General features: G+C 38.4%; 18 protein-coding genes and 1 pseudogene. 7 read left to right on the top strand and 12 right to left on the bottom strand.

The features are described 5' to 3' along the window. Nucleotides 1–2: 2 nt before the first annotated feature. The 4 genes from sufU to sufC are packed head-to-tail and all read right to left on the bottom strand — an operon-like array spanning nucleotide 3 to nucleotide 3765. On the bottom strand, nucleotides 3–464 hold the full coding sequence (gene sufU, locus JOD14_RS06025) for a Fe-S cluster assembly sulfur transfer protein SufU (RefSeq protein WP_204653941.1): 462 nt from the start codon (nucleotides 462–464) through the stop codon (nucleotides 3–5). Further along, nucleotides 451–1683, bottom strand: a complete 1233-nt coding sequence (locus tag JOD14_RS06020; protein WP_204653940.1) for a cysteine desulfurase — start codon at nucleotides 1681–1683, stop codon at nucleotides 451–453. The genes sufU and JOD14_RS06020 overlap by 14 nt, the downstream gene beginning before the upstream one ends. Continuing rightward, nucleotides 1683–2975: a Fe-S cluster assembly protein SufD gene (sufD, locus tag JOD14_RS06015; RefSeq protein ID WP_204653939.1), complete on the bottom strand. Its 1293-nt coding sequence runs from the start codon at nucleotides 2973–2975 to the stop codon at nucleotides 1683–1685. The genes JOD14_RS06020 and sufD overlap by 1 nt, the downstream gene beginning before the upstream one ends. Nucleotides 2976–2991: 16 nt before the next feature. After that, nucleotides 2992–3765 (bottom strand): Fe-S cluster assembly ATPase SufC, encoded by a 774-nt coding sequence (sufC, locus tag JOD14_RS06010; RefSeq protein ID WP_204653938.1) that lies wholly within the window; start codon nucleotides 3763–3765, stop codon nucleotides 2992–2994. Nucleotides 3766–3961: 196 nt separating this feature from the next. Between sufC and JOD14_RS06005 the strand changes: the two genes are divergently transcribed. Continuing rightward, nucleotides 3962–4267 (top strand): GNAT family N-acetyltransferase, encoded by a 306-nt coding sequence (locus JOD14_RS06005; protein WP_338031672.1) that lies wholly within the window; start codon nucleotides 3962–3964, stop codon nucleotides 4265–4267. A gap of 401 nt (nucleotides 4268–4668) precedes the next feature. Here the strand turns inward: JOD14_RS06005 and JOD14_RS06000 are convergent, their stop codons facing one another. The 5 genes from JOD14_RS06000 to rpsO form a co-directional block, all read right to left on the bottom strand. Beyond that, nucleotides 4669–5529: a glycosyltransferase family 8 protein gene (locus JOD14_RS06000; protein ID WP_204653937.1), complete on the bottom strand. Its 861-nt coding sequence runs from the start codon at nucleotides 5527–5529 to the stop codon at nucleotides 4669–4671. Between the two features lie 80 nt (nucleotides 5530–5609). Continuing rightward, complete coding sequence (locus JOD14_RS05995; RefSeq protein WP_204653936.1) at nucleotides 5610–6026, bottom strand: zinc ribbon domain-containing protein; 417 nt, start codon at nucleotides 6024–6026, stop codon at nucleotides 5610–5612. A 130-nt stretch (nucleotides 6027–6156) separates the two neighbouring features. Continuing rightward, entirely contained in the window at nucleotides 6157–6744 is a 588-nt protein-coding gene (locus tag JOD14_RS13510) for a sortase domain-containing protein (protein ID WP_204653935.1), read from the bottom strand. Between the two features lie 287 nt (nucleotides 6745–7031). Further along, on the bottom strand, nucleotides 7032–9146 hold the full coding sequence (pnp, locus tag JOD14_RS05985; protein ID WP_204653934.1) for a polyribonucleotide nucleotidyltransferase: 2115 nt from the start codon (nucleotides 9144–9146) through the stop codon (nucleotides 7032–7034). A 200-nt stretch (nucleotides 9147–9346) separates the two neighbouring features. Then, complete coding sequence (rpsO, locus tag JOD14_RS05980) at nucleotides 9347–9616, bottom strand: 30S ribosomal protein S15 (RefSeq protein ID WP_204653933.1); 270 nt, start codon at nucleotides 9614–9616, stop codon at nucleotides 9347–9349. Nucleotides 9617–9976: 360 nt separating this feature from the next. On the opposite strand from rpsO, the gene JOD14_RS05975 reads away from it, so the two are divergent. Together JOD14_RS05975 and JOD14_RS05970 are read left to right on the top strand one after the other, a co-directional pair. Beyond that, complete coding sequence (locus JOD14_RS05975; protein ID WP_204653932.1) at nucleotides 9977–10276, top strand: rhodanese-like domain-containing protein; 300 nt, start codon at nucleotides 9977–9979, stop codon at nucleotides 10274–10276. A 118-nt stretch (nucleotides 10277–10394) separates the two neighbouring features. Next, entirely contained in the window at nucleotides 10395–11015 is a 621-nt protein-coding gene (locus tag JOD14_RS05970; RefSeq protein WP_204653931.1) for an FMN-dependent NADH-azoreductase, read from the top strand. Between the two features lie 49 nt (nucleotides 11016–11064). Here JOD14_RS05970 and nagE read toward each other — a convergent pair. The 3 genes and pseudogenes from nagE to lysA form a co-directional block, all read right to left on the bottom strand. Next, nucleotides 11065–12953 (bottom strand): annotated as a pseudogene (gene nagE, locus JOD14_RS05965) (N-acetylglucosamine-specific PTS transporter subunit IIBC). Between the two features lie 14 nt (nucleotides 12954–12967). Next, on the bottom strand, nucleotides 12968–13813 hold the full coding sequence (locus JOD14_RS05960; protein ID WP_204653930.1) for a PRD domain-containing protein: 846 nt from the start codon (nucleotides 13811–13813) through the stop codon (nucleotides 12968–12970). A 264-nt stretch (nucleotides 13814–14077) separates the two neighbouring features. Beyond that, the gene (gene lysA, locus JOD14_RS05955; protein ID WP_204653929.1) at nucleotides 14078–15376 is read right to left on the bottom strand and encodes a diaminopimelate decarboxylase; all 1299 of its coding nucleotides are present in this window, start codon (nucleotides 15374–15376) and stop codon (nucleotides 14078–14080) included. A gap of 156 nt (nucleotides 15377–15532) precedes the next feature. On the opposite strand from lysA, the gene dapA reads away from it, so the two are divergent. From dapA to JOD14_RS05935, 4 genes are all read left to right on the top strand, one after another. Next, nucleotides 15533–16414 (top strand): 4-hydroxy-tetrahydrodipicolinate synthase, encoded by an 882-nt coding sequence (gene dapA, locus JOD14_RS05950; RefSeq protein ID WP_204653928.1) that lies wholly within the window; start codon nucleotides 15533–15535, stop codon nucleotides 16412–16414. Between the two features lie 11 nt (nucleotides 16415–16425). Continuing rightward, nucleotides 16426–17178, top strand: coding sequence for a 4-hydroxy-tetrahydrodipicolinate reductase (gene dapB / locus JOD14_RS05945; protein WP_204653927.1), 753 nt, complete (start codon nucleotides 16426–16428; stop codon nucleotides 17176–17178). Nucleotides 17179–17469: 291 nt separating this feature from the next. Beyond that, on the top strand, nucleotides 17470–18060 hold the full coding sequence (locus JOD14_RS05940; protein WP_204653926.1) for a polymer-forming cytoskeletal protein: 591 nt from the start codon (nucleotides 17470–17472) through the stop codon (nucleotides 18058–18060). Between the two features lie 207 nt (nucleotides 18061–18267). After that, on the top strand, nucleotides 18268–18810 hold a 543-nt coding region (locus tag JOD14_RS05935), incomplete at its 3' end, for a helix-turn-helix domain-containing protein (protein WP_239576111.1).

Below are 18810 nucleotides of genomic sequence, written 5' to 3'. Positions count from 1 at the left end.
TCCTATTCTTCAATTTCTTCTTTATATTCTTTGACATCGGGATGAGCAATAATTTGATCTAATGCTTTCCAAGCTAAAGTTGCACATTTGATGCGTGCAGGGAATTTTGCGACACCGCTTAGCATCGCCCCATCTTCAAGCGCGGTGGCATCGACGTCTTTTCCTTGCACTAAATCTGAAAATAATTCAGATAGTTGGCTGGCTTCGGCTAATGTTTTACCGATAACAGCATCGGTCATCATGGACGCACTTGCTGTACTAATGGAACAACCATGGCCAGAAAAAGCGATGTCTTCGATGATTTCGTCTTTTAATTTGACTTCAACCGTTACCACATCGCCACAAGTTGGATTGTGTAATTCAACTTTTTGGCTACTATCTGCTAAATTGCCATGGTGATGCGGATGGCTAGAATGATCTAAAATGACTTGACGGTATAATTGGTCTAATCTAGAGAGGGCCATGATTGAAAAACTCCTTTGTTGCTAAGAGCGCGGCAATGAGGCGGTCCGCGTCTTCTTTTGTATTATAAAGATAAAAACTTGCGCGTGCGGTTGCCGCAACGTCTAAATATTTTAATAAGGGTTGCGCGCAATGATGGCCGGCACGAACAGCGACACCTTCCATATCTAAGGCGGTCGCAACATCATGTGGGTGAATCCCATCAAGGTTAAAAGCAACGACCCCTGCGCGTTTACTTGGGTCTTTTGGTCCGTAAATGGTTAAGCCTTCAATGGCAGCCATTTTCGGTAACAAGTAGGCCATTAATTCGGTTTCGTACGCATGAATTTCTTCTAAACCAATCGCTTCTAAGTAATCGATGGCGGCAGCTAAGCCAATTGCGCCGGCCATATTTGGTGTGCCTGCTTCAAATTTCCAAGGCAGTGATGCCCAAGTGCTTTCTTGCAAGTGCACAAATCCGATCATTTCACCACCAAATTCAACAGGTTCCATCTTTTCTAACCAGGCACGTTTGCCATATAAAACGCCAATGCCTGTTGGTCCACACATTTTGTGGCCGCTAAAGGCGTAAAAATCACAATCTAAGTCTTGGACGTCGACTTTCATATGTGGCACTGCTTGGGCGCCATCAACCACCATCACGGCTCCTTTTTCATGCGCATAGGCACTTAAATCTTTAATTGGATTCACGACGCCGAGCACGTTTGAAACATGGGTTAACGCAACGATGGCGGTTTTTTCAGTAATTTGTTTTTTTGCATCGACAAGGTCAAGTTCCCCATCGGCGGTTAGGGCAATGTATTTTAAGGTGGCTTGCTTGCGTTTGGCTAATTGTTGCCAAGGTACAATATTGGCATGGTGTTCCATATAAGAAATCACAATCTCATCGCCTGGTTGCACGCTTAAGTCACCTAAACTTTGTGCGACCCAGTTTAAACTAGTCGTTGCCCCGCGCGTAAAGAGGACTTCAGCGGTTTCTTTGGCATTAATAAACGCACGAGTGGTCTCACGAGCCGCTTCGTATTGAGCGGTTGCTCGTTCGGCAAGTGTATGAACGCCACGATGCACGTTCGCATTATTTTGTTGGTAATAGTCGTCCATTGCTTGTAAAACAACGGTTGGTTTTTGTGTGGTTGCTGCATTATCCAAATAAACGAGTGGCTCATCATTTACAATCTGATCTAAAATCGGAAAATCTTGACGACGCGTCTGGTTATTCATTAAGCATTCAACTTCCCTTCAATCACATCCACTAGTTCTTGTTGCACACGTTTGACTGGAATCGCGGTTAAAACAGAGCCTAAGAAACCACGAATCACAAGACGTTCCGCTTCTTCTTTTCTTAACCCACGACTCATTAAGTAATACATTTCTTCTGGATCAACGCGACCGACACTGGCTGCGTGTCCGGCAGTCACTTCATTTTCATCGATTAATAAAATCGGATTCGCATCGCCACGAGCTTGATCTGATAGCATTAGGACGCGACTTTCTTGTTGTGCATCGGCCCCTTTTGCTCCTTTTAAGATGTGACCAATGCCGTTAAAAGTTAAGGTCCCTTTTTCAAGAATTACGCCATGCTGTAAAATATGACCAATCGAATGAGCAGCTTTATTCGTCACACGGGTATCAATTCCTTGAACTTGACGGCCGGCACTAATGGCAACAACTTTCACTTCAGCATGCGAACCGGTACCAACTAAATCGGAATCAAAGTCGGCAATCACGTTTCCTTCATTCATTACACCAAGTGCCCAATCAATCGACGCGTCTTTCATTAAGTACCCACGGCGATTCATATAAGTTGCTACTGCGTCACCTAGTTGGTCGATGGCTGCGTATTTTACTTGTGCACCTGGTTTTGCGATTACTTCAACGACTATATTCGCTGATAATTTTTCAGTTGTTTCCCCTTCAGAGATAAAACGTTCTAAATAACTAAACGCACTATTTTCTTCGGCGACAATTAAAATGTGTTTAAAGAAATGATGATTCAACGCTTGATTGTGACGGAAAATCGCTTCAAAAGGATTTTCTACTACGACATTTTTGGGCACGTATAAGAACATACCACTATTTAAAAACGCTAAGTGCGCAGCGGTTAATTTATCTTCATCCATCGGAACGGCTTTTTTCATTAAATACTCTTCCACTAAATCAGAGTGATTTAACATCGCCGTAAACAAGTCGGTAAAAATGACCCCTTGCATCGATAATGAAATCGGCAATTGTTCAAAAATCGTTACATCATCTTGTTGAACAAGTAATGGGTGTTTGTGCATTTCATCAAAGGCAGGGACAGAATTGATTTCCGCTGTTTCCCCATCGAGTGCGGCTTCGCTAATATTAAACAGTGGCCAACGCTCGTATTTTACTCGTTCAATTACTGGAAAATCTAATTCTTCGGCTTTTTGTAAAGCTTTTTCGCGTAATTCTAACATCCAAGTCGGTTCTTCTTTGATGGCAGAAAAAACTTTTACAGCGCCTAAATAGTCTTGTAAATTTTTTTTCATCAATGATAACCTCCTTTTAAGCTTCTTCTTCTTTGTAGTCGATACCTAATTCTTTACTAATACCTGCATAACCTTCTGCTTCTAAACGTTTCGCTAAATCAGCGCCACCGCTCATCACGACACGGCCTTCCATCATAATATGCACGTAGTCAGGTGTAATGTAGTTTAATAAGCGTTGATAGTGCGTAATGATTAACGCGCCAAAGTTCTCACTGCGCATTTCGTTCACACCTTTTGCCACCACTTTTAGCGCATCAATGTCAAGACCAGAGTCAATTTCGTCTAAAATTGCAAAAGTTGGTTCTAACATTAATAATTGTAGGATTTCGTTTCGTTTTTTCTCCCCACCAGAGAAACCTTCATTTAAATAACGCTCTGCCATTTCTTCCGGCATATTTAAAAGCGCCATTTTTTCATCTAATTTTTTAATAAAGTTCATCACTGAAATTTTGTCGTTTTCGTCACGTTTCGCATTCATCGCTGCTCGCATAAATTCAGCGTTCGTAATTCCTGCAATTTCACTTGGGTATTGCATCGCTAAAAATAATCCTAAACGGGCACGTTCGTCGACTTCTAATTCTAAAACGTTCACGCCGTCTAATAAGACTTCTCCTTCTGTCACTTCAAAGTTCGGGTTCCCCATAATTGCTGCTGACAAGGTTGATTTCCCCGTTCCGTTTGGTCCCATGATGGCATGGATTTCGTTTGTGTTTAAAGTCAAATTGACTCCTTTTAAGATTTCTTTATCTTCAATTGAAACGTGTAAGTTTTTAATTTCTAAAACAGACATGCTGATACCCCCATTGTTTTTTATTCATTCTCACTCATTGTAGACTAATTGAGAATGAAACTCAAATCATGCGTTCGAAAAAATATTTTTTTTAGTGAATTGTTTGGATTTCAGTTAAAATAACTTTGAAGTGCAAGGAGGTACCCACATGCATTACCATTTAAAGCCAATTACAAAAGAAAACTGGCGTTAAGCTATTGGGTTAAAAGTTGCGCCAAATCAAGAATCGTTCATCGAACCAAATACGCTTTCCTTACTTGAGCCAAATGACGAACGCGATTATCAATGGGTCCCGCTAGGGCTATACGTTGATCAGCAGATGGTTGGCTTTGCCATGATTGGGGCACATGATTTTGAAAAACAAACGATTTGGCTCGATTGCTTTATGATTGATGCCAATTATCAAGGGAAAGGTTATGAGCGTCAATTCTTTAAAATCGTTCTAAATTACTTACTTGAAAATAATTCTTTAAAAATCATTTATTTAATGCTTACTGAATAATTGCCAAATAATGATTTTCTTGAATTTGCATAACGGTTTCTTATTCACTGAAGCCTTATTTTTTTGAATTAGTGAGGCACCCAATCCATTCGTAAAAGTTGCGTTTAAATTTGTGGTTTATACATTAGCATCCTCCAATATTGATAAAAGTGCATGGTTTTCCGTGTTCCACCGTTAAAAGTCTTGCACTTGTTATATAAAATATCGAGCTCAAATACCGCTGTTTCAATGTTTTTTATTGAATCGGTAGACATTATTTAGATGCCCATGAAGAAAATGTCAAAATTTTTCCTTTTTATCAGTCTTTTGGCTTTAGTAATACGACAAAAAACGATCCTAGTAATGGTGAACGAATCTTAGCTTATTTTGTCCACTCATAAAAAAACCGACCCGTCAGACAATCAAATTGTCGAGGGCCGGTTTTTTAGCTCAAGTCGAGGCATGAATTTTCGCGTTAATTTTTGATAATCTAAGTACAAGGCCGTGAATCGAGTATCGTTTTTTGCATCCCATGGCTTAGGCTTGCCGCAAAAATGTAAAATAGCTGTGTTTTGAGCAATCCAATGGCTATTGTATTCTCCTAAGCTTCTTGCTAAATAACTTGTGTATAAACGTGCGTCGTAATTCCATATTTCTTCGGGGACTTCCAGTGTATACTTTCCATACAAATGATTCAAAACGTCTTGGTCAGGCAACATTAATAATTTGTTGTATTTTTCGATTGTCTGCTGTATTTCTGACCAAGAAACGAGTTCGCGCGCTTTCTCCAAGTTGATCAGTAACACGCCTGAATTATAATAATCATGATCGGTATCTAATCGAATTTGGTTAAACTTTGTCGTGAGATCGATGATTCTTCTATGGGTCGCAGCAGCTAGTAGATACCCCTCTAAACTGGTTTCCCACAATGGTTGCAGTGAATTAATGACTAAAATATCTGGGTCTAAATACAACACTTTTGTTATACTCGTTGGCAAGATTTGACCAGCTAACAAACGAAAATACATTTCTCTTGGATAACGTTCAACGGTTGGTGCACCTTCAAAAATAGCACCATCTACTTCTAAAAATTGCAATTGCCAACCAAACTTTTCGACGAAAGCATGGAGTTGCGTTTGTTTTTCTTCGCGAATCGTTTCGTGAATCACCCAAATACGAAAAGGTTGCTTTGCATGATGAGTGTAAATCGATGTTAACGCCACTTGCATCGGCTCTAGATATCCTTCGTCTAAAGTAAACAATAAATCAATCGGTTGCTCCATTCAAACACTCCCTTTTTAATTTCTAGATTCATTTCAACAGTCCTTTAGAATCATCTTAACAGGTTTCCTCGATGGTTCAATTAAACTTTCTTGAAAAACACGTGTTGGCATTTTGAACAAGTGATTTTGATTTGCCCCCGTCCTTTGGGTGCACGCAGAGCTTGTTTACATTCTGGACAATGGAAAAAGGTATGGGTTTTTCTTTGTTTAAATTGACTTTTTACTTGTTGGCCTTTTTTTAACCAACGATTTTTCCAGCGTAAAAATTTTTGATTTTCATTTGAGCGTATGTAGATTCTTTTTGAAAAAATACGATAATACGTCAAAAGAAAAAGACCATAAGCAAGTAGGCGCATCGGCCAAGCAACACTCGCTGTAAAATTAGCGAAAAACAATAACAATAAACTGATTACCAATAACGTCTTATTAAGTGCATCAAAATGGCCATAACGTCCGCGCATCCATTCTTGCGCTTTCTTTCTTAATTTCATTAACATCACGGATTTCCCCTTCATTTTAGCTTTTCTTTATCTTAGCATACTCATTCAAAGAGAAGTTGGTCTTCACAAAAAATTCAAAAAAAAGCGACAAAAAAGAAATGTTACTCTTTTTTGTCGCTTTGTGCTCTTATTTTGCTAAAACAACCATGTTCCACTTGCTGTCAATACATGCTTGTAAACTAATCGATTCGCCTTTTTGACCAAAGATTGTTCCCCAATAGTCCTTGCCATCTTTGCCGTAACCACTCGCATTTACCGTTAAAATTTGATAAACCGTATAATTTCGGCTCTTGCCATTGCGGTCTGTCACTTTTATCACAGAGCCGTTTTTCAAACTTAAAACATTCGCAAAGGCTCCCGGATTGTGGCCGATAATATGCGTTGTCAAACTATCGGTTGTACTTCCATTCCCCGCCCAGTAACCCGCGCGGTTGCCACTTGGCGCACTCGCTGTTCCTTGACTATCGATTAAAGGAATCACTTTACCGGCAATCGTAATTTGATTTTTAACTGTTGCTGTTGAAGTCGTTCCTTGACTACTAGAAGAGGAAGACGAAACTTTGATACTTGTTTTCGTATCTGGTAACCAACGTGTCGCAACCGTGTGTGTTTCTACTTGATGAGCATCACTCACCGTTTGAATCCCACTCGCAAATAAAATACCTAACCCTAAACCACAACCAATCACTGTCGATAAAACTTTCTTTCCTCTCACAAGACAACCTCCCGTATTCTTAACAATTTTCTTTTTTTAAAAAGGGCCATTCGTTAAAAAGCCCTTTCACTTATTAAAATCGGGTGTTTTCTAGCTTTTTTTAACAAAATTTCAACATAATGATAATTTTTTAATTTAGAGTGAGTAAGCCCTTGTCTCGCTTCAATTAACACCATAAAAAGTGTCGAATGCCTCTTCAAAGAGAACAGCGAAAATTATTCAAAAAAGCTCCTCGAAGAATTTCTCTTCAAGGAGCTACTAAAATTGTAATTTATGATGATTGTTCGTTAGTCTTTTTTCGGCTCATCTAACATCGCTTTTCTAGACAAGTTGATGCGGCCTTGACGGTCAATCTCTGTTACTTTTACTAAGATTTCATCGCCTTCTTTCACGACATCTTCGACATTGTTCACGCGTTCGTGAGCTAATTGCGAAATGTGAACCAAACCATCTTTGCCTTTAATTAAGTTTACAAACGCACCAAATTTTTCAACGCGCACAACTTTTCCTAAGTAAACTTCGCCGACTTTGACTTCTTTGGTCAATTCTTCAATAATTTTAATCGCTTTTTGAATCATTTCTGCATCGGATGACGCGATTGATACATTGCCATCTTGATCAATATCAATCTTCACGCCCGTTTCATCAATGATTGAGTTAATCGTTTCGCCACCTTTACCGATAACCACTTTGATTTTATCTGGATCGATTTGAATCATTTCGATTTTCGGTGCATATGGGCTTAACTCTTTACGAGGTTCTGCAATGGTTGAAATTAACTCTTCTAAGATTTCCATCCGCGCTTTTTTCGCTTGGTCTAACGCTTCACGTAAAATTTGTTCGGTGATTCCTTGGATTTTAATATCCATTTGTAAAGCGGTAATGCCGTCTTTCGTTCCAGCAACTTTAAAGTCCATGTCGCCTAAGTGGTCTTCTAAGCCTTGAATATCGGTTAAGATGGTATAGTTTTCACCGTCTGACACAAGCCCCATCGCAATCCCAGCGACTGGTGCTTTAATTGGCACCCCAGCATCCATTAACGCTAAGATTCCTCCACAAATACTTGCTTGAGAAGAAGAACCATTTGATTCTAATACTTCTGATACAATTCGAATGGTGTATGGGAAGTCTGCTTCTGAAGGAATCACTTGTGCCATCGCACGTTCACCTAGAGCACCATGACCAATTTCACGACGACCAGGAGCGCCCGAACGCCCCGTTGAACCCACTGAGAATTGTGGGAAATTATAATGGTGGATGAAACGTTTTGACTCTTCAATTCCTAAACCATCAATAATTTGGTGTTCGCCTAATGGTGCTAACGTACAAGTCGATAATGCTTGGGTTTGACCACGCGTGAATAAACCAGAACCATGGACACGTGGCAATAAACCAACTTCTGAAGCTAGAGAGCGAATTTCATCGATTTTACGACCATCCGGACGAATTTTATCAATCGTGATTAATTCACGTACGACATCTTTTTCTAAGTCTTCCGCTAATTGTTTAATTTCTTTTGTTAAATGTGCGGCTTCTTCTTCTGGAAGTTCAGCAGCTTTTTGAGCGTAAACTTCTTTTACAGTAGTTTTTACTTGATCAATTTCGTCTTCACGAGCTAATTTTTCTTCTGTTAAGACTGCTTTTTTCATTGTTTCATAGTAAGCTGCATAAACTTCTTTACGCAAATCTTCATCAATTTGAAGTAAAGTAATTTCCATTTTTTCTTTGCCGACTGCTGCAACGACTTCTTCTTGGAAAGCAACCATTTCTTGAATTGCTTGGTGACCAAATAATAAAGCACCTAGCATGTCTTCTTCAGAAACTTCTTTGGCACCTGATTCAACCATGTTAATTGCTGTTTTTGTACCCGCAACGGATAATTCAATCGCCGTTTTTTCTTGTTGTTCAACAGTTGGGTTTAACACATATTCGCCATCAACGTACCCTACTTCAACGCCTGCGATTGGGCCGTCAAATGGAATATCTGAAATAGATAAAGCCAATGATGAACCTAACATTGCAGCCATTGCTGGTGAGCAGTCTTGTTCAACACTCATCACGATATTAGTTACTTGCACTTCATTACGGAAGCCTTCCGCAAACATTGGACGAATTGGACGGTCAATTAAACGTGCCGTTAACGTCGCATCTAGACTTGGACGACCTTCACGTTTGATAAACCCACCAGGAATTTTACCAACGGCGTACATTTTTTCTTCATAGTTAATCGTTAATGGGAAAAAATCGGTGTCTTTTGCTTCTTTTGAGGCAACAACCGCGGTTAAAACAACCGTGTCCCCGTAACGGACTAATACCGCTCCGTTTGCTTGTTTGGCTAACTGTCCAACTTCAACAGAAAGTGGACGTCCGCCCCAAGTGGTTGAAAATACTTGTTTTGTCATAAATAAATCTCCTCTTTCGCTGCAAGCAGTGGCTGCTACTAAACAAAAGAAAAAAGAGAAATTTTCTCTACTTTCTTTTGGTTAGTAGTAAACCAGGACACATGCTGACAGCTTTTATATTTTTTATTTTTGTTCGTTCTAGCCGTTGCATAGTAAAAAAGTGAGATTCATAGGAACCTCACTTTTACTTTTTAAGATGATTAACGACGCAAGCCTAAAGCTTGGATTAAGTCACGGTAACGAATCACGTCTTTGTTACGTAAGTAAGCTAACAAGTTACGACGGTGACCAATTTTTTTCATTAATCCACGGTATGAATGGTGATCTTTTTTGTGTTCGCGGATATGAGCGTTCAATGTGTTGATTTCTTCTGTTAAAACAGCGATTTGAACTTCTGGTGAACCAGTATCTCCTTCGTGACGAGCAAATTGGTTCATGATTTCGTTTTTACGTTCTTTTGAAATTGCCATGTGTCTCCACCTCTTCCTATATATTCCCCAGTCACTGAGTATAACGTTGGTGATTCGCTAAACCAAGTAACGGGTCGTGCTTTTTGCACATACATACTTTACTTGATTCTACCTAGAATTGCAAGTTTCTTTTCCTAAATAAACCGCAAATTTTCGCCAAACTTTAAAAAGAAGCAAAAACTAGCCGATATTAGATTTTGTAAGGCAAAAACAACAAACTTAGCCATTTAAATTGTTAAAATTAAGTAAAATATACTTAATTATGTTTTCATTCGAAGGTTAAATAGTTGAAAACATCTGATTTTGCTTATAAAATGCCAATGAAACAAATGACATCAAAGAAATAAGGAGATTTTAATCATGAATGCAGTAAATATTCAAACTTTTTTATCCGAAACGAAAAATCAAAAAATCACGATCTTAGATATCCGCGACAAAGAAGCTTACCTTGAAGATCATTTTGAAGGGGCAATCTCAATGCCTTTAACAAGTGTTCCTAACCGTTTAAACGAATTAGATTTAGATACGCATTACTATATCTTAAGTCATGCCGGTCGTCGCGCTCAAACCATCGCGCACTTTTTAGCTAAACATGGTTTTCAAACAACGGTTGTCACTGGCGGAATGAAAGCACTACGTACAATGAGTATGGCTTCCTAAGCGCTAGCAAACTAAAATAGAAACGAAACTTCACTGTAAGCTAATTTGTTGAAGTTCCGTTTCTTTTTTTATATACTGACTTTTGACAAAATAACTTATTTATAAAGGAGAATCCCTTATGGCAACATTATTAGCAGTTAAAGCACACCCTTTAACCGGTGAAGATTCAAAATCAATGAAAGTTTTTTATGCTTTTTTAGATAGCTACCAAAAGAGTCACCCGGAAGATGAAATCCTTGTTTTAGATTTATATAATGAAGAATTCCCTGAAATCGATTTAGATGTCTTAACGGGTTGGAATGACTTACAAGGTGGCAAAGACTTCAGTGCTTTAACTCCTAGCCAACAAAAGAAAATTGCTCGTTTTAACGAATCAACGGAACAATTTCTAGCGGCTGATAAAATTGTGATTGGAAATGGCTTATGGAACTTAAACATTCCAACGCGCCTGAAAGCTTGGATTGATACGATTAACGTAGCAGGCAAAACGTTCAAATACACTGAAGCAGGTCCCGTTCCTTTAACTTCTGGTAAAAAAGCGCTCCACATTCAAGCCAACGGTGGCGTTTATGGTGGACAAGAATTCTCTTCTCAATACGTAAAAGGCATTTTAAACTTTGTCGGTATTGAAAGTGTTCAACAAATCTTCATTGAAGGTGCGGATCATCATCCTGAAAGAAGAGATGAAATCATTGCTGAAGCAGTTCAAAAGGCAGAAGATGTTAGCTTAACTTTTTAAAAACATTAAAAATAAGACGATTCCGCGACTGGAACCGTCTTATTTTTTATTATTTACTAGTCACTTCACCAGAAAGCGCATTGGCTTTCACCGTGCCTGGATTTAGTGTAAAGTTCGCTACGTGATCAGAGTTGGTAAAGACGACAATCATATCTGTCGGACAGTTACTTTCTTTTAGCGCTTCTAAATCAACGTCCGCAATTAATTGACCCCGTTGAATTGTTTGCCCTTCTTCTACATAAAGAGTGAATGGCGCACCTTTTAAGCTCACCGTATCAATGCCCATGTGTAAAAGAACTTCAATGCCATTACTCATTTGAATGCCTAAAGCATGTTTTGTTGGGAAGATATTTAAAACTTTTCCGTCAACGGGCGTAAAAATTTGACCATTTGTTGGAATAACTGCATAACCATCCCCCATCATTTTTTGTGAGAAGACTTCATCAGATACAGCTGAAATTGGGATTAATTCACCCGTTGCTACAGCGTAAACGGCTTGTTCTTTTTTTACGGCTTGAGGTGTTGCTGCTTTGGTTGAATGAGCGGTCGCTGCTGGTTGACCACCGTGCAAGCGATTCATCGCATCCGCCACAAACTGAACTTCAGTCCCAACGATTACTTGAATGTTTTTCGCATCAATTACTTTTACGCCTGGAACACCCGTTGCTTTAATTTTGGCTTGATCGACTTTGGCCGTATCTTTTACTTGTAAACGCAAACGAGTCGTACAATTGTCAATCGCGACCACATTTTCTGCCCCACCTAGTGCTTGATAAATGCGGCTAGCCATTGCTTCAAATTTATCCCCACCACTAACGGCAATCGGTGTTGAGCCTTCTTCTTCACTCGTTTCTTCGCGACCTGGTGTCATTAAATTGAATTTTTTAATGACAAATAAGAACGTAAAGTAGTAAATAACAGCCATTACTAAGCCTAATACCAATAACATATAAGGTTTATTTGCAATCGGTACACGTAAACTTAAGAAGAAGTCAACTAGTCCGGCACTAAAGTTAAAACCAGCTGTCCATTGGAAGGTCGCTGCAATAAACATTGAAATCCCGGTTAAAATCGCGTGTACTACATATAAAGGCCACGCCACAAACATGAATGAAAATTCAAGTGGTTCGGTTACCCCGGTAAAGAAAGAAGCAAAACCGGCCGCAATCATTAAAGAAGCCACTTCTTTTTTCTTTTCAGGACGTGCACATTGATAAATGGCTAAAGCACCCGCTGGTAAACCAAACATCATTACTGGGAAAAAGCCGGCTTGGTACATCCCAGTTACTCCTTTAATTCCTTCAGAAGACCAGAATTTACCAATGTCATCAATTCCAGCTAAGTTAAACCAAAAGACATTATTTAACGCATGGTGTAACCCGGTTGGAATTAATAGTCGGTTAAAGAAGCCATACAGCCCCGCGCCAACTGGCCCTAAGCCTGAAATCATTTCACCAAAAGTCACTAAAGCCGTATAAACGGGTGGCCAAACAAAAATTAATAACGCACTAATCGCTGACATAACGGCTGCGGTAATGATTGGTACCGCGCGTTTGCCACTAAAAAAGGATAACGCCATCGGTAACTTCACTTGAGAAAAACGATTGTACATCGCCGCTGCCACTAAACCAGCTAAAATTCCGATAAAGACGTTTTTAAAGTTGATTGCATCAAAAGCGACGTTTACTTCATCCAAGCCGGTAAATAATTTCACCGCTGACGTACTCACTAATGTAATCGGTGTTAAAAAGGCAATTAAGCCAGCTAAAGCCGCTGAACCGTCTTTGTCTTTAGACATACCGATGGCTAGCCCTACCGCAAATAATACCCCAAGATTATCTAAAATCGTACCGCCTGCTTTAATTAAAAAGGCCGCTAAAAGATTATTGCCACCGGTAGCATTAAAGAACGACCCATTCTTTGCATATATGCTTTCATTTTTTGATTTCCTCCTATTTTTTATCTGCTTGAATTAGACGTAAGCGTTCAATATGAATGGCTAAATAGCCTAATTCTTCTGTTGTTGTTGATAATTGATAATTTTTTAATAATAAAACACGGATCTTCTTTGCAATAAAAAAGCTCTCTGGATATTTTGTTTTGACCATCTCAACAATTTCTTCATCGAGCGTCGCATAACGTTGTTGATGGTGCCGTTGAAGTAATAAACGCAAATGATTGACTAAACGCGTGTAGTTTAAAACCATTTCTTTTGCATGTAAGTCAAGCTGTAATTCTTCTTCAATTAATTGAACAATTTCTGAAACAATCGTTACTTCCCGAATACTCTGGTGTTTGTCCCGTTCACCTTGACGCGCACTATGCAAATGAATCGCAATGTAACCTGCTTCATCATAAGTATAAGGTACCCCTAACGTTTGAACTAAATAATCAACCGCCCATTGTGCAACGGTGAATTCTTCACGGTACAATACTTCAATTTCTGGTAGTAACTGATTGCGAATCAGGATGCCATTTTGAATATTTTCCGCTGAAAAGGCTAAGTGATCCGTTAATGAGATCAAAACATGTGCATTTAGCTTTTCCATTAAAACCGTCTCTGCTCGTTCAACGATTTTTTCAGCAGCAAATAAAAACTTCTCATCAATTTGATTTAACAGCGATTGTAGTTTCAATTGCCCTTCTGCTTCCATCACAAACAAACGCTCAATTTCACGAGCAAACAACGGATCATTGCGCTTTTTTTCAAAGCCAATCCCTTTACCAATCGCGACTTTTTCTTCCCCGTGAGCATCAACTAATACGGCGTTTTGATTTAAAATTTTCTTGATTTTCATCGAATGCATTCCTTTTCTCGAGAAATAGTGGTCCATGTCCCCTTGCTTTTGCGGCCTACAAAAACAAAAAAAGCATGGAAAATTCTAAATGAGGGTACAGTTCACCCCTTTTTTTTAGAATTTTCCATGCCTAGTATAATCTAGTCACATGAAACAAATATGTTAACAACTGGTATTTTAACGAGAATTCATTTTGTTGTCAAGTGATTCGTTAAGCCAATATTTTACCATCAGCTGGAAAGGATAAGTAACTTCTTACCTAAATCAAGCTAAATAATCAGGTATTTGTTCGTTTTGTATTATTTGTTGATACGTTTGTCTTTTAACAACTAAACTTGCTTGTCCTTCTTTTGCTATGACGACGGCTGGAATGGGAATTTTATTGTAATTACTTGCCATTGCATAACCGTAGGCGCCCGTTGAAAAAGTGGCAAAAATATCTCCTGTTTTAACAGGTGGCAAGAATATATCTTTAATTAAAATATCCGTACTTTCACATGCCTTACCTGCAATGGTTACTTTTTCAGTTTTTTCTTCTTCGGCTTTATTGGCTAGCATCCCTGAGTACTGGGCTTCGTAAAGTCCTGGGCGAATATTATCCGTCATCCCACCATCAATGGCAACGTATTTACGGACATTCGGGATTTCTTTTATGCTGCCAATTTCATGCAATGTAATCCCCGCTTCAGCTACAATACTACGCCCAGGTTCAATGACAATCGTAGGCATTTGCAACCCATGTGTTTGACAAAATTTTTGCGTTAATGCCATTAACGGATCTAAAAAATAAGCATAGGATGGCCGCGTGTCTTCAGACAAATAACGGACACCAAAACCGCCACCGTAATTCAGTTCAAGTACTTCATACTGGAAACGCTCTTTAATTTCAAGGACATAATTCAGTGCTGTTTGAGCTGCCGTTAGATGGGTTTCGTTTTCTTTTAACTGGCTACCAATGTGAAAATGCAAGCCATAAAATTGAATTTCTGGTGCTTGAATGGCTTTTTCAATTAAAGGGAATAAGATTTCAGGTTTTAATGGAATCCCAAATTTCGAATCGGTTTGTCCAGTCGATATAAAAGCATGAGTCGCTACTTGGACTTCTGGTGTGATGCGGAACAAGATTTTAGCGGTCGTCTTTTTTTCTTGGCAAAGCTGAATTAACCAATCCAATTCTTGTAAACTATCAACAATAATGCGGCCTACACCGTAATCAAGTGCCATTGCTAGTTCTTCTAACGATTTATTATTACCATTAAATTCGATTTTTTCAGCTGGAAAATTAGCAACCATTGCGGTATATAATTCTCCCCCACTCACCACATCTAGGCACAAGCCTTCACGTTCAATTATTTTTAAAATAGCTAAAATATTCATCGCTTTGGAAGCATAGGCGACACGCACTTTTTCATATTTATTAATAAAATGCTCGCGTAATTCGCGACATTCGTTAACAATGGCTGTTTCAGAATAAACGTATAATGGTGTTCCATACTCCTTTGCTAAAGCGGTCGTATCACACCCATCCCAAAACAGATGGTTATTTTGAATTGTTTTTACCATATTGACTCCTCTTTTCATCGTTTTATCACCAAAATATTAGAATTCTCTTGAATTATCTTAATATTATAGTATATTATTCTAATAATCTATGTTAATTTAGATGATTTAGCAAGTGTTTTTATTTATTGACATAGAAATCTGAAGGGACGTGTTTTTATGGCAATTTTTGAAGGATCTGGTGTCGCATTAGTCACACCGATGAATGAAGATGGAACAGTTAATTTTGATCAATTAAAAGAACTAACAGAATGGCACGTATCAGAAGGAACGGATGCAATTATCGCTTGTGGGACAACGGGAGAGGCTTCTACTTTGATTGACGAAGAACACTTGGCCGTTATTGAAACAGTTATCAAACAAGTCAATGGTCGAATTCCTGTCATTGCTGGTACCGGTTCAAATGATACAAAGCATGGAATCTATCTTGCTGTTGAGGCAGAAAAATTAGGAGCAGATGCCTTATTGATTGTGACTCCTTACTATAATAAAGCGACCAAAAAAAGCTTAATCGCTCATTACGAAGCGATTTGTAGTCAAGTAAAGACGCCAGTGATTTTATACTCGGTTGCTTCTCGAACAAACTTGAATTTAACACCTAGTTTAGTTAAAGCTTTAAAAGAGATTCCAAACGTCCAAGGAATTAAAGAAGCAAGTAGTGATATCTCACAAATTGTGGAGATCGCGCGACTTGTGGATGATAATTTTGCCCTTTATTCAGGAAATGACGATCAAGTAGTACCCGTTTTATCGGTTGGTGGTAGCGGCGTTATTTCAACGATTGCAAATATTACGCCTAAAGATACCTCTGCAATGGTGCATCATTATTTAAATGGCGAACTCGAACAAGCGAAAAAAATTCAACTCAAGCAAATGCCTCTAATTGATGTGATTTTTTCTGAAGTTAATCCCGTTCCAGTGAAAAAAGGCGTCGAGTTACTTAAAGGGATTGAGGCACATTACCGCTTGCCTTTAGGTCCGCCAGAAGACGAAACGGTTGAAAGACTTCGTAAAGAAATGCATGCCTATGGGTTAATTTAAGGAGGAATTCCATGACGAATGTTTTATTAATTGGTGCGAATGGTCATATGGGAAAAGAAATTCAACTTGCCTTAAACAATCATGCTACCCTTGAATTAGTTGCGGGATTTGATCGTGCAAACGACGCAAACGCTTCTTTTCCGATTTACCAAGATTTACAACAAATTCAAGAAAAAATTGATGTCGTCATTGATTTTTCTCATCATTCTTTGACTCAAAAAGTGATTGACTTTTGTCTTGAAAAAAAATACCCACTTGTCATTGCGACTACCGGAATTTCCGAAACGTTATATAAGGAAATAACCCTAGCTAGCCAGGATATTCCCGTTTTTTATTCTGCTAACTTTTCTTTAGGAATCAATGCATTAATTCAAGCACTTCAAAAAGTTACGCCTCTTTTAGAAGACGATTTTCAAATTGAAGTGATTGAAAAGCACCACAGCCGTAAAAAAGATGCCCCAAGTGGAACGGCTCTTTTACTTGCCGATTCAATCAATGACGTTTTAACAACAAAAAAAGAATATATTTATGGCCGAAGTGGGACAGAAAATACCAACCCATTAAATGAAATAGGTATCCATGCGGTTCGTGGGGGCACGATTCCTGGTGAACACACCATTTTATTTGCGGGTGAAGACGAGATCATTGAATTTAAACATACTGCTTTGTCACGTCGTATTTTTGCTAATGGTGCCATTAAAGCTGCCGATTTTTTGGCTAAGCAAACACCTGGTTTTTACCAAATGGCTAATTTACTTCAATAAAAACAATAAAAAAATCGAGCGACCTTTATGTTTCGCTCGATTTTTTCAGGTTAAAGAAGGCTTTAGTTTAGACTAAAGTTTGTGATAATATTTGTTCTATTCACAGATTCGTCTACGATTTTTATAGCTTTTTTTTAAATATCACAAATTAATTAGACTTTTTTTGGATTTGCGTGTAAAATATAGCACGTAAAAGGATTTACACCTTTTTCTTACCGTTTGATTTTTCACAAAGAGTCTGAGTACTTTTTGGGTAAAATAAAACAAAAAAATGAAATGTGGGGGATTCACATGAAAAAAACAAAATTAGTTACATTAGCAACAACAGTATTATTATCTAGTGGTTTATTAGCCGCTTGTAGCCCAGATAAACCAAAAGAAGATTCATCAACACCCGCTTCTTCAACAGTCGCATCAGAAAAAACAGAAGATTCAAAAGATGCAGTAGCTTCAGCTTCTGTTACAGCAAACCCTGAAGATTTAGTTAAATCTTTAAGCGCAGATGGTACTTGGATTGCTGCAGCAACAGCAGACATCACTCTTGACAAAGATTTAGTTGTTGATGGCGAATTCCATGACAAAGATGATTCCGCTCAACCAATCTACCGTAAATTAGCTTTACACACACAAGATGACAAATACAACATCTTAGATCAATTCACTTTAACGGTACCAAAAATTGTAGTAAACTCTGAAAACTTCACTGTTTTCTACGGAACAATTAAAGGCGATATCGAAGTAAATGCAAATGGTTTTTCTTTAATTGGTACACAAGTTGATGGTAACATCACTTTCACTAAAGAAGAATACAAAGAGTCTGCAAACTTAGATAAAGATGACAAAGGAGCAAAAGTTACTGGTGAAGTAACCGTTGCTGAATAATAAATATTTAAAAAGGACGATGACAGCTGTTATCGTCCTTTTTTTGCTCTACTTCCTTTTGTTTATGTTAAAGAATGTCTACTGAATAATTGCCAAATATTCATAAGGTAAGTTGTAAAATGAAGTGCATACAAAATAAATAGAAAAAAGTCATGTCGATACGTTATACTTATTAGCGTCTAAACCAAAGTATAGGAGTGTATCGACATGACCAAAGACAATTTTACCACAAAAAAACGAGAATATAAACATTTATCCGACGTGCAACGTGGGAAACTAGAAGAAATGACCCGATTAGGAACTTACACCCAAAAAGAAATGGGGCTGCGTTTAGGCGTCAATCAATCGACCATCTCTCGTGAGTTACGTAGAGGAAGAACGCGCCAAATGGATTATAAACATCAATATTACGATTGTTATATTGGTGACTCTGGTGCTCGTGTGTACAAAGAAAATCGATTGCATTCAAAGGCAAAAGGGATTGAAAAATATTCCGCACGTTTTTTTGATGAACTGGTCGCTGCCTTAAAAGTCAAAAAGATTGAACGAATTTTTAGTGTGGATACGTTCGTTCATTTTTACAAAAAGAACCATCCCGCTGAACGTGTTCCTTGTACACGAACCGTTTATAAAATTATAGACAGCGGTGATCTTCCCCTTCGAAACATTGATTTACCAATGAAGACTCGGATGCGTCCTCGCAAATTGACGCCTTCAAAGCCGAAAGGAAAAAATACGAAAAACTTAGGT

Origin of the sequence: Enterococcus lemanii, from assembly GCF_016909125.1 — a bacterium.
GTDB classification, from domain to species: domain Bacteria; phylum Bacillota; class Bacilli; order Lactobacillales; family Enterococcaceae; genus Enterococcus_I; species Enterococcus_I lemanii.
Note: the sequence above shows the minus strand (reverse complement) of the source record. Positions and strands in the feature narration are given on the sequence as shown.

What these genes read in the sequence shown, in the direction of transcription:
- sufU (WP_204653941.1), bottom strand. Translation starts at nt 464, where the DNA reads ATGGCCCTCTCTAGATTAGACCAATTATACCGTCAAGTCATTTTAGAT.
- JOD14_RS06020 (WP_204653940.1), bottom strand. Translation starts at nt 1,683, where the DNA reads ATGAATAACCAGACGCGTCGTCAAGATTTTCCGATTTTAGATCAGATT.
- sufD (WP_204653939.1), bottom strand. Translation starts at nt 2,975, where the DNA reads ATGAAAAAAAATTTACAAGACTATTTAGGCGCTGTAAAAGTTTTTTCT.
- sufC (WP_204653938.1), bottom strand. Translation starts at nt 3,765, where the DNA reads ATGTCTGTTTTAGAAATTAAAAACTTACACGTTTCAATTGAAGATAAA.
- JOD14_RS06000 (WP_204653937.1), bottom strand. Translation starts at nt 5,529, where the DNA reads ATGGAGCAACCGATTGATTTATTGTTTACTTTAGACGAAGGATATCTA.
- JOD14_RS05995 (WP_204653936.1), bottom strand. Translation starts at nt 6,026, where the DNA reads ATGTTAATGAAATTAAGAAAGAAAGCGCAAGAATGGATGCGCGGACGT.
- pnp (WP_204653934.1), bottom strand. Translation starts at nt 9,146, where the DNA reads ATGACAAAACAAGTATTTTCAACCACTTGGGGCGGACGTCCACTTTCT.
- rpsO (WP_204653933.1), bottom strand. Translation starts at nt 9,616, where the DNA reads ATGGCAATTTCAAAAGAACGTAAAAACGAAATCATGAACCAATTTGCT.
- JOD14_RS05975 (WP_204653932.1), top strand. Translation starts at nt 9,977, where the DNA reads ATGAATGCAGTAAATATTCAAACTTTTTTATCCGAAACGAAAAATCAA.
- JOD14_RS05970 (WP_204653931.1), top strand. Translation starts at nt 10,395, where the DNA reads ATGGCAACATTATTAGCAGTTAAAGCACACCCTTTAACCGGTGAAGAT.
- JOD14_RS05960 (WP_204653930.1), bottom strand. Translation starts at nt 13,813, where the DNA reads ATGAAAATCAAGAAAATTTTAAATCAAAACGCCGTATTAGTTGATGCT.
- lysA (WP_204653929.1), bottom strand. Translation starts at nt 15,376, where the DNA reads ATGGTAAAAACAATTCAAAATAACCATCTGTTTTGGGATGGGTGTGAT.
- dapA (WP_204653928.1), top strand. Translation starts at nt 15,533, where the DNA reads ATGGCAATTTTTGAAGGATCTGGTGTCGCATTAGTCACACCGATGAAT.
- dapB (WP_204653927.1), top strand. Translation starts at nt 16,426, where the DNA reads ATGACGAATGTTTTATTAATTGGTGCGAATGGTCATATGGGAAAAGAA.
- JOD14_RS05940 (WP_204653926.1), top strand. Translation starts at nt 17,470, where the DNA reads ATGAAAAAAACAAAATTAGTTACATTAGCAACAACAGTATTATTATCT.